6 protein-coding genes are annotated in these 10,985 nt (G+C 72.6%); 4 read left to right on the forward strand and 2 right to left on the reverse strand.

Going from position 1 to position 10,985, the window contains the following annotated elements; all coding sequences use genetic code 11:
• Positions 1-3,472, reverse strand: a 3,472-nt coding sequence (locus tag ACFE64_RS13470) for a beta strand repeat-containing protein (protein WP_375392976.1), incomplete at its 3' end; no start/stop codon positions are given.
• Positions 3,473-3,838: 366 nt separating this feature from the next.
• The gene (locus ACFE64_RS13475; RefSeq protein ID WP_375392977.1) at positions 3,839-4,240 is read right to left on the reverse strand and encodes a DUF3597 domain-containing protein; all 402 of its coding nucleotides are present in this window, start codon (positions 4,238-4,240) and stop codon (positions 3,839-3,841) included.
• 192 nt (positions 4,241-4,432) lie between these two features.
• Between ACFE64_RS13475 and ACFE64_RS13480 the strand changes: the two genes are divergently transcribed.
• The 4 genes from ACFE64_RS13480 to ACFE64_RS13495 form a co-directional block, all read left to right on the forward strand.
• On the forward strand, positions 4,433-6,550 hold the full coding sequence (locus ACFE64_RS13480; RefSeq protein ID WP_375392980.1) for a TonB-dependent receptor: 2,118 nt from the start codon (positions 4,433-4,435) through the stop codon (positions 6,548-6,550).
• A 9-nt stretch (positions 6,551-6,559) separates the two neighbouring features.
• Positions 6,560-8,086, forward strand: coding sequence for a CoA-acylating methylmalonate-semialdehyde dehydrogenase (locus ACFE64_RS13485; RefSeq protein ID WP_375392978.1), 1,527 nt, complete (start codon positions 6,560-6,562; stop codon positions 8,084-8,086).
• Between the two features lie 87 nt (positions 8,087-8,173).
• Positions 8,174-8,551 carry a hypothetical protein gene (locus ACFE64_RS13490; protein WP_375392979.1) on the forward strand — a complete coding sequence of 126 codons (378 nt, stop codon included), beginning with the start codon at positions 8,174-8,176 and terminating at the stop codon, positions 8,549-8,551.
• 84 nt (positions 8,552-8,635) lie between these two features.
• The coding region (locus ACFE64_RS13495) for a DEAD/DEAH box helicase (protein ID WP_375392981.1) at positions 8,636-10,985 on the forward strand (2,350 nt) is incomplete at its 3' end.

The raw sequence follows: 10,985 nt of genomic DNA on the forward strand, positions 1-10,985 counted from the left end.
CGATCGTCGTCGGCGTGCCGTCGCTGAGCGGGCTCGCCTCCAGCACGGAGTTCGCGCCGAAGAGGGTGACCGTGGTGTCGATCCCGGCATGGTCCGTGCCGATCTGGACGATGCTGCTCGCCGCCGCCGAGCGCAGGGCGACGAGGCTGGTCGCGCCGCCCGTGATCGACTGGTAAAGGCCGCGATCGAGGACCCCGCCCGCCTCCAGATTGACCAGGTTGGCGTCGTTCAGCATCGCGAACGTGCTGCCCGTGCCTGCCGCGAACGACCCCGAGGCCGCCTGTTCGTAGCGGCCGCCGTTGAGGTTCAGCGTGTTGCCGCCATTATCCGCCTGGATGATGCCGGTGTTGAAGACGGTCGCACCCGCGTCCGCACCGCCGAGCGCGGTTCCGGCGACGCCGCCGCTGCCGGCATAGGGATCGACCGTGATCGTGCCCGCGGTCGCGCGGATATTGCCGTTGTTGATGAGATAGGTCTGGTCATAGCCGATCTCGCCGGCGCCGTTGACGGTCTGCCCGGCTCCGATCGTCAGCACCTGAAAGGCGCCGCCGAGCAGCGCCCGATTGCCGCCGCTGTTGTCCAGCGTCACCGTGCCGGTGCCCGCCAGCGTCGCGTTGCCCTCGCCCAGGCCGATCCGCGCATCGCCATTGGTGCTGCTGCGCACGGTGATCGCGCCGTTGTTGGTCAAGGTGCCGTTGAGCACCGCCAGCACGCCGTTGCCGCTGGACGTCAGCAGCAGGTTGCTGCCTGCCGCCAGCGTCGTGTTCTGGAGATAGATATTGGCGTTGGTGGAGAAGAGTTGACCGGAGCCGGTGCTCGACAGGGTGCCGCCGATGATCCGGGCGTCGTTGTCGAGATAGACCGTGGAGCCCGCAAGTGCTCGGATCGTGCCCGCGCTGTTGTCGTAGCGGCCGCCGTTCACATGCAGCTGGCCGCCGTTGGTCGCCTGCATCGTGCCGTTGTTGACCCAGACCGAGTTCGCTTCCGCGGTCGGCGTCAGCTGGGCTCCGCTGATGCCGCCGCTGCCCGTATAGGGATCGACGTACAGCGTCCCGCCGCTGACGTTGGCGGTGATCAGGCCGTTGTTGACGACATAGGTCTGATCGAAGCCGACCTCGCCGCGGCCCTGCACCGTCTGGCCCGCGCCGATCGTCAGGACCTGAAAGCTGCCGCCGAGCAGCGCACGGTTGCCGCCGCTGTTGTCCAGCGTGATCGTGCCGGTGCCCGCCAGGCTGGCATTGCCTTCGCCCAGCCCGACCTGCGCGTTGCCGTTGGTCCCGCTGGCGATGAGGATCGACCCGTTGTTGGTCAGCGCGCCGTTGACCACGGACAGCACGCCGCCCACGCTCGCGCTCAGATTGAGCGCGGTGCCGGTCGTCAGCGTGGCGTTCTGGAGATAGGTGGTGGCGTTGGTCGAGAAGAACTGGCCCGTGCCGCTGCTCGTCAGCGATCCGCCGATCAGGCGCACGTCGTTGTCGAGATAGACGGTGGAGCCGGTCAGCGCCTGGATGCTGCCGTTCGTGTTGTCGTAGCGCCCGGAATAGAAGCGCAGCGTGCCGCCGTTGGTGGCCTGCATCGTGCCGTTGTTGACCCAAGCCGCGTTGGCGTCCGCGGTCGGCGTCAGCTGGACGCCGCTGTTGCCGCCGCTGCCGGTGTAGGGATCGACGTACAGCGTCGCGCCGCTGACGTTGGCGGTGATCAGGCCGTTGTTGACGACATAGGTCTGGTCGTAGCCGACCTCGCCGGCGCCCTGGACGGTCTGCCCGGCGCCGAGCGTCATCACCGTGTAGCTGCCGCCCAGCTGCGCGCGGTTGCCGCCGCTGTTGTCCAGCGTGATCGTGCCGGTGCCGCCGATATCGGCGTTGGTGCTGCTCTCGGCGCCCAAGCGGACGTTGCCGTTGGGACTGCTGGTGATCGTCACCGCGCCGTTGTTCGTGAACGCCGTGTTGATGTTGGCGTTCTCCCCGCCGACGCTGGCGTCCAGGCGCAGGGTGCTGCCGGACGCCAGCGACGTGTTCTGGAGATAGATGTTGGCGTTGGTCGAGAAGAGCTGGCCGGTGCCGGTCGACGACAACGTCCCGCCGATCAGGCGCACGTCGTTGTCGAGGTAGACGGTGGAGCCGGTCAGCGCCGCGATGGCGCCGTTCGTGTTGTCGTAGCGCCCCGACAGGAAGCGCAGCGTGCCCCCGTTGGTCGCCTGCATCGTGCCGTTGTTGACCCAGGCCGCATTGGCGTCCGCGGTCGGCGTCAGCTGGACGCCGCCGACGCCGCCATTGCCCGCATAGGGATCGACCTGCAGCGTCGCGCCGTTGACGTTGGCGGTGATCAGGCCGTTGTTGACGATATAGGTCTGATCGAAGCCGACCTCGCCGGCGCCTTGGACGATCTGGTTCGCGCCGAGCGTCATCACCGTGTAGCTGCCGCCCAGCAGCGCGCGGTTGCCGCCGCTGTTGTCGAGCGTGATCGTGCCCGCGCCGGCGGTGGCGACGTTGCCCCCCTCGGCGCCGAAACGGGCATTGCCGTTGGCGCCGCTGGCGATCGTCACGGTGCCGCTATTGGTGAAGGTGCCGTTGACGTTCGCATTCTCGCCGCCGACGCTCGCGTCGACGCGCAGGTTGCTGCCGGACGCGAGCGCGGTGTCGGTGAGATAGACCGTGCCGTTGGTGGCGAGGATACGGCCGCTGCCGGTGCTGGCCAGCGTGCCGCCGGTCAGCCGCACGTCGCTGTTCAGCGCGACGGTCGAGCCGGCGAGCGCCCGGACGGTGCCGCCGGTGTTGTCGTAGCGGCCGCTGTTGAAGGCCAGCGTGCCGCCGCCGGTCGCCTGCATGATGCCGGTGTTGACGAAGCTCGCGCTCGGATCGCCGGTACCGCCCGCATTGCCGGCGCCGCCGCTGCCGGAATAGGGGTCGACGGTCAGCGTGCCGCCGGCGACGTTGGCCGAAATCAGTCCCGCGTTGGAAACGTAGCTCTGATCGAAGCCGACCTCGCCCGCGCCCTGCACCGTCAGCGCCGCGCCGACCGCATAGAGCACGTAACTGCCGCCCAGCCGGGCGAGGCCGCCGCTGTTGTCCAGCGTGATCGCGCCCGTGCCGCCCAGCGCCAGATTGCCGTTTCCTGAGGTCAGATAGCTGTTCGCGCCGATCGACAGGTCGCCGTTGGCCGTAAGGCTGCCGCCGTACATCGCCAGCTGCGCGTTGGTGATGCCCAACCGATCGCCGCCGTCGAGCGTCAGCGTGCTCGCGGCCTGGTTGCTGGTGATCGAGACGAGCGAGCTCGTGCCCGGCTGGCTGTCGATGAACACGGCGTCGCCGCTGCCGGGCACGCTGCCGCAGCTCCACGAGGCTGCCGCGCTCCAGTCACCGGCGCCGCCGTTCCAGACGCAGGTCGCGGCGTTCGCCGGTGAGGCGCCGCCCGCAAAGGCGAGCGCGCTGGAGGCGAGGACGAAGCGACGGAAGTTGGCAGCATGACGCACGACAGCGATCCCCTTTTAGCTCAGCGCCGGAGAAAGCTCCTGCGCTGCGGCAAAGTGAGAGGGCCGCGGCCTTACCGCCAACGGGACGATGCCGGCGTGCCCCCGACCGCGACCCTGCTCATCAAGGGAATCGGATTCGGGGCGCAGAACCCGTCACGCCTGTTCACGTTATTTTTACTTTTGTTGAGTTGTGGCACTGGTTTTGAGCCGATCCTCCCCGGGACAGGGAGGGGATCGCGGCCGCAGGCCGTGGTGGAGGGGGCTCAGATCGGGCCGATCGCGCGTTGCGGAGCCCCCTCCACCACCGCTGTCGCGATGGTTCCCTCCCCGTCCCGGGTAGGATCCGGCTTGAAATCGTGACCGCGGTCAGCCCTTCAGGCTGTCCGGCACCTTGCCGCCATTCTCGGCGAGCTTGCGCATCACCGCGCGGTGCAGCGCGATGTTCTCCTCGGCGCTGCCGTCCGCGCCGGCATGCTCGCCCAGCTCGTCGGCCAGCTCCTTGCGGGCGGCGAGGCTGGAATCGAGGTCGAGCAGCTTGAGCAGATCGACGATCGACGTCCGCCAGTTGCCGCCGCCGCCCTTCGACTGCGCGAGCTGCGTCAGCACCGCCTCGACATCGACCGGCTGGGCCGGCGCGGCGGGCTGGGCGGGCGCGGCGCCGGCAGCGGCGGGAGCGGCTTGCGCGGGCTGCTGCGCCGGCGCGGCGGCGGGGGCCTGCTGCTGGCCATGATGGAAGATCTTGCTCAGGATGCTGCCGAAGATGCTCACGGGGGGACGGTCCTCTGGTTATGGAGCCGCCCGAACGCGCCAGCGTGCAGCGCGGCTCCACTCGTTTCCATCCTTTCGTCATCCCGGCCTTCGACGCCGCTGGCAGCGGCGCTCAGGACAGGCTTGAGCCGAGGTCCAAGGTCGTGCAGGCGCGCCGATGGTAACGGAGCGCATCGCTTGACCCTGGCTTGGATGCCGGCGCTAGGCCGGCATGACAATCGGGCGCGAGGGCGCCCTTCGCGCGGGCTGAGCAATCTTGCCCCTGTCTTGCTGCTCGCCGCGCCCGCCGCGGCGCAGCAGGCCGCGCCGCCCGCCGCTTCGCCCGACATCGTCGTCACCGGCCGCGGGCTCGACGAGTCGCCGGGCGACCGCGCCTTCGACGTCGTCACGCTCGACCGCGCCCGGATCGAGGCCGACGCGGCCGACCGGCTGGAGAGCGTGCTCGCCGACGCCGCCGGCCTCCAGCAGTTCCGCCGCTCCGATTCGACCTCGGCCAACCCGACCAGCCAGGGCCTGACGTTGCGCGGGCTGGGCGGCAACGCCGCGAGCCGGGCGCTGCTGGTGCTCGACGGCGTGCCGCAGACCGATCCGTTCGGCGGCTGGGTGGCGTTCCCGGCATATGCGCTCGACCGGCTCGGCCGCATCCGCGTGACGCGCGGCGGCGGCAGCGGCTTCCAGGGCCCTGGCGCGCTCGCCGGGACCGTCGAGTTGGAGAGCGCGACGCCGACCGACCTCGACCCGCTGGAAGGCCGGGCGAGCTACGGCAGCCGCGCGTCGGTGGATGCGCAGGGCTCGGCGGCCCTGGTCCGCGCCGGCGGCTTCGCGACGCTGGCCGGCGCGTATGCGCGCGGCGACGGCTTCATCCCGACCGTTGCGGAGAGCCGCGGCCCGGTGGATCGCCCGGCGCCGTACGAGCAGGCCTCGGGCGCGGCGCGCACGGTGCTCGGGCTCGGCGGCGCGACCGAGCTGCAGGTCAACGCCAGCGCCTTCACCGACCGGCGCGAGCGCGGCACCGCCTATACGGCCAACCAGAGCGAGGGCGCGGATGCGAGCGTGCGGCTGGTCGGGCGGGGCCGCTGGGGCTGGTCGGCGCTCGGCTATCTCCAGACCCGCGCCTTCGCGTCGAGCTTCGCCGGCATCAATGCGGCGCGGACGACCGCGACGCAGACGCTGGACCAGTACAACACGCCCGCGACCGGGCTGGGCGCACGGGCCGAGGTGCAGCCGCCGGTGGGGGCGCACGCGACGCTGCGGCTGGGGGCCGACTGGCGCGACGTCGCGGGGCGGACGCAGGAGCTGTTCACCTTCGTCGCCGCCCAGGCGACCCGTCGCCGCGTCGCGGGCGGCGAGAACCGCACCGCCGGGCTGTTCGCCGACGGCAGCTGGGACACGGGGCCGCTGACGCTGACCGCCGGCGGCCGCGTCGACTGGTGGCGGATCGCCGACGGCGCGCTGGTCGAGCGGCCGATCGCCGGCGGCGCGGCGCTGACGGCCGTGCGCTACCCCGACCGCGACGGCACGGAGGCGACCGGTCGTGCCGGTGTCGCGCTGCGGCCCGCCACCGGCGTGACGCTGCGCGCAGCGGCCTATCGCGGCTGGCGATTGCCGACGTTGAACGAGCTCTACCGGCCCTTTCGGGTCGGCGCGGACGCCACCGCCGCCAACGCGGCGCTCGCCCCCGAGCGGCTCGGCGGCTGGGAGGCCGGCGCGACGATCGCGCCCGCCCGCGCGGTCAGCCTCGCCGCGACCTGGTTCGACAACCGGCTGGCGGACGCGATCGCCAACGTGACGGCGGGGCGGGGGCCGGGCACCTTCCCGCAGGTCGGCGTGGTGGGCGCGGGCGGCGTGTTCCGCCTCCGCGAGAACCTGGACGCGATCCGCAGCCGCGGCGTGGAGCTGGACGCGAGCTGGCGGCCGGGACCGGTGGGCGCGACGCTGTCCTGGTCGCACGTCGCCGCGCGGGTCGAGGCGTCGGGCGCGGCGGCGGCGCTGGACGGTCTGCGCCCGGCCGAGACGCCGCGCGACCAGGTGGCGGCGTCGCTCGGCTGGCGGCGCGGCGGCTGGGCGGCGTCGGCGACGCTGCGCCACGTCGCGCGGCAGTTCGACGACGACCAGAACCTGACCACGCTCGCCCCCGCGACGACGCTCGACGCCTATCTGGCGCTGCCGCTCACCCGCGCGTTCGCGATCGAGGCGCGGGCCGAGAACCTGGCCGACGCGCGCGTGGAGGCCGGGATCAGCGGCGCCGACATCGTCGAGCGCGCGACGCCGCGCACGCTGTGGCTGGGCCTGCGCTATCGTCCGCGCTAAAGGCGCGTCATGCGACAGATCGACCATGTTCCCGCCACGATCGGCGGCTCGGCTCCTCGCCTCGGCGACGTTTTCGACCCCAATACCGGCCAGGTGCAGGCGCGCGTGGCGCTGGGCGGGCAGGCGGAACTCGACCGCGCCGTCGCCGCGGCGCTGGCCGCGCAGCCCGGCTGGGCGGCGACCAACCCGCAGCGCCGCGCCCGCGTGATGTTCCGGTTCAAGGAGCTGGTCGAGGCGAACATGGACGCGCTCGCCCACCTGCTCAGCAGCGAGCACGGCAAGGTGATCGCCGACAGCAAGGGCGACCTCCAGCGCGGGCTGGAGGTGATCGAGTTCGCCTGCGGCATCCCGCACGTGCTCAAGGGCGAGTATACGCAAGGGGCCGGGCCGGGGATCGACGTCTATTCCATGCGCACGCCCCTGGGCATCGGCGCGGGCATCACGCCGTTCAACTTCCCCGCGATGATCCCGATGTGGATGTTCGGGGTCGCCATCGCCTGCGGCAACGCCTTCATCCTCAAGCCGTCCGAGCGCGATCCCTCCGTGCCGGTCCGCCTCGCCGAGCTGATGCGCGAGGCCGGGGCGCCGGAGGGCATCCTCCAGGTCGTCCATGGCGACAAGGAGATGGTCGACGCGATCCTCGACCATCCCGCCATCGCGGCGGTCAGCTTCGTCGGCTCGTCCGACATCGCCCATTACGTCTACCGGCGCGGCGTCGAGGCGGGGAAGCGCGTCCAGGCGATGGGCGGCGCCAAGAACCACGGCATCGTCATGCCCGACGCGGACCTCGACCAGGTGGTGGCGGACCTCGCCGGCGCGGCGTTCGGCTCGGCGGGCGAGCGGTGCATGGCGCTGCCCGTGGTCGTGCCGGTCGGCGACAAGACCGCCGACGCGCTGCGCGGGAAGCTGATCCCCGCGATCGCCGCGCTCAGGGTCGGCGTCTCGACCGACGCGGATGCGCATTACGGCCCGGTGGTCAACGCCGCGCACAAGGCGCGGGTCGAGGACTGGATCCGGACCGGGGTGGACGAAGGCGCCGAGCTGGTCGTCGACGGCCGCGGCTTCCAGCTGCAGGGGCATGAGCAGGGGTTCTTCATCGGCCCCAGCCTGTTCGACCGCGTGACGCCGGCGATGCAGAGCTACCGGGAGGAGATTTTCGGCCCCGTCCTCCAGATCGTCCGCGCGCCCGATTTCGAGACCGCCGTCCGCCTGCCGTCCGAGCATCAATATGGCAACGGCGTCGCCATCTTCACGCGCAACGGCCACGCCGCGCGCGAGTTCGCCGCGCGGGTGCAGGTCGGCATGGTCGGGATCAACGTGCCGATCCCTGTGCCCGTCGCCTATCACAGCTTCGGCGGCTGGAAGCGGAGCGCCTTCGGCGACACCAACCAGCACGGGACGGAGGGCGTCCGCTTCTGGACCAGGATCAAGACCGTGACCCAGCGTTGGCCCGACGGCTCCGCGCTCCCGCGCGGCAGCGAGGACGGCGGCCCCGCGCGCGTGCAGGACGCCTTCGTCATCCCGACCATGGGATGAGAATGATCGCGTCCAGCAGCGGCGGGCGCCGCCGGGGAAAACAAATGTTAAGGGTCGACGGGCTAGCCCCCGGTCGAAGGGACCCCGATGTTCACGATCGAGCCCGACGAGCGGGCCGCGCTCCTGCGGCTGAAGCTGACCGGCTTCTGGACGCCGGAGACGGTGCGCGCGTTCGTCGCCGCGCTGCTGCCCGCCGTCGAACAGATGCAGCGCCGCTGCCCGACCTACTCGATCCTGAGCGACTCGACCGAGTTTCCCGTCCAGTCGCCCGAGGTCGGCGAGGGGTTCGCGCGGATCATGGTGGCCGGCGCGTCGCGCACGCGCGGGCGCACGGCGATCGTCGTCTCGACCATGCTCAACCAGTTCCAGGCGCGGCGCGTGTTCGACAGCCCGAACATCCGCGTGTTTCGTGAGCGCAAGGAGGCGCTCGCCTGGCTCGCCGAGACGCGGGCCGACGCCGCCTGACGGAACGCCGCCCCCGCCCCCTCGTTGGGCGCGCGAGCGGAGGCCAAGGCATTGACGGAACAGGAAGCGGCGCCGGTCGGCGCGATGGCGGCGCGCGCCTCCGAGCTGCTGGCGGACGGCGACGTCCTGGTCATCCTCGGCGACGAGCAGCGCGCGCAGGCGGTCGCGGCCGCGCTGACCGCCGCCGCGCCGGCCGCGCGCGTCATCCACCTGCCCTCATCGGATGCGCTGCCCGGCGACAGCAGCCCGGCCTCGCCCGGCAACACCGGCCGCCGCGTCGCCGGGCTGCGCGCCGCCTTCTGCGCGCGCGCGGCGGGCGGCCGCGTCGCGCTGGTCACCACCGCGGAGGCGGCGGCGCGTCTCCAGCCGCCGCCCGCGGCCTTCGATCGGGTGCCGCCGATCGTCGCACCGGGCGACCCTCTCGACGCCGACGCGTTCGCCGCGGCGCTGGCGGCCATCGGCTACCTCGCCGACGAACGGGTGGACGAGCCGGGCGAGCTGGCGGTGCGCGGCGAGGTGATCGACCTCTTCCCCGCCGACGCCGAAAGCCCCGCGCGGATCGATCTGGCCGACGGCAGGGTCGCCGGCCTGCGCCGCTACGACCCCGCCACCCAGCTGACCACCGGCGACCTCGACCGGCTGGAGGTCGGCTGCATCGCCGAGCCGCCGCTGGGCGACGCGCCGGTGACGCTGTTCGATCACCTGCCCGGCGCGGCGGTGCTGCTCGATCCGGACGCCGCGCGCCGCCGCGACCGCTTCGTCGCGCTCGCGAGAGACGTGCGCGAGCCGGTCGCCGGTGCGAACCGGTGGGATGCGGCGCTGGCCGGACGCACGGTCGAGACCCCCGCCGCCGGTGAGCCGGTGCCGCGCTTCGTCGAGAGCCGCCAGCCGCAGCGCGCGTTCGCCCGCTTCGCCAGGCCGCTGCTCGCTGCCGGCGAGCGGCTGGTGCTGGCGGGCAGCGCGCGCGACCTGCGCTTCCTCGGCGCGCGCGCCGGCCAGGCGATCGGCCGCGAGCTGCAGCTCGTCGAGAGCTGGGTGGCCGTGCACGCCGCCCCTGCCGGGGCGCTGGTCGGGCTGGTCATGCCGGTCGACCGGGGCTGGCGCGCGGAGGGGCTGACCGTGGTCGCCGCCGCCGACCTGATCGGCAGCCGCGCCGGCGGCGAGACGACCATCGCCGCCGACCCGTTCGCCGGCCAGGCGAGCGAGATCCGGGTCGGCGACGTCGTCGTCCACGAGGAGTTCGGCATCGGCGTGGTGCAGGGGCTGGAGAGCCTGCCCGTCACGGCCGACGGTGCGGGCGGGGGCGACGCGATCCTGCTCGGCTATCACGGCGACGATCGCCGGCTCGTGCCGGTCGCCGAGGCGGACCGCATCTGGCGCTACGGCGCGGATGCCGAGGCGGTGACGCTCGACCGGCTCGACGGCTCGTCCTGGCAGAAGCGCCGCGGGCAGATCGATGCCGCCATCGCCGAAAGCGCGCGCGCGCTGACCCGCCTCGCCGCCGACCGTGACGCGCGCGAGGCGGCCGTGCTCGAACCCGACGCCGCCGCTTACGAGCGGTTCGCCGCGGGCTTCCCCTTTACCGAGACCGCGGATCAGGCGCGCGCCATCGCCGCCGTCCGCGCCGATCTCGCCTCGGGCAAGCCGATGGACCGGCTCGTCATCGGCGATGTCGGCTATGGCAAGACCGAGGTCGCGCTGCGCGCCGCCGCCCTCGTCGCGCTGGCGGGCCGGCAGGTCGCGATCGCGGCCCCCACCACCGTGCTGGTGCGTCAGCATGTCGAGACGTTCCGCCGTCGTTTCGAGGGCACCGGGCTGGCGGTCGCCGGCCTCTCGCGCCTGTCGAGCGCGGCCGAGAAGAAGCAGGTCAAGGCGGGGCTGGCCGACGGCTCGATCGCCGTCGTGATCGGCACCGGCGCGATCGCCGCCAAGGGCGTCGCCTATCGCGACCTGGCGCTCGTCGTGATCGACGAGGAGCAGCGGTTCGGCGCCGCGGACAAGGCCAAGCTGCGCGCGTTGGCCGGTGAGGCGACGCACGTGCTGGCGCTGTCCGCGACGCCGATCCCGCGCACGCTCCAGACCGCGCTGGTCGGGCTGCAGCAGCTCTCGATCATCGCCACCCCGCCCGCCGCGCGCCAGCCGATCCGCACCGCCGTCGCGACCTGGGACGAGGCGGTGGTGCGCACCGCGCTGCGCCGCGAGAAGGGCCGGGGCGGGCAGAGCTTCGTCGTCGTCAGCCGCATCGAGGACATGGCCGCGATGGCCGAGCGTCTCGATACGCTGGCGCCCGAGCTGACGCTGGTCCAGGCGCACGGCAAGATGCCGGTCGGCGATATCGACGCGGCGATGGTGGATTTCGCGGACGGCCAGGGCGACGTGCTGCTCGCCACCAACATCATCGAGGCGGGGCTGGACGTGCCGCGCGCGAACACCA

The sequence above is a fragment of the uncultured Sphingomonas sp. genome (assembly GCF_964250165.1).
Taxonomy (GTDB): domain Bacteria; phylum Pseudomonadota; class Alphaproteobacteria; order Sphingomonadales; family Sphingomonadaceae; genus Sphingomonas.

Excerpts from the sequence above, each read along its gene's own strand:
- ACFE64_RS13480 (WP_375392980.1), top strand. The coding sequence starts at position 4,433 with ATGCCGGCGCTAGGCCGGCATGACAATCGGGCGCGAGGGCGCCCTTCG.
- ACFE64_RS13485 (WP_375392978.1), top strand. The coding sequence starts at position 6,560 with ATGCGACAGATCGACCATGTTCCCGCCACGATCGGCGGCTCGGCTCCT.
- ACFE64_RS13490 (WP_375392979.1), top strand. The coding sequence starts at position 8,174 with ATGTTCACGATCGAGCCCGACGAGCGGGCCGCGCTCCTGCGGCTGAAG.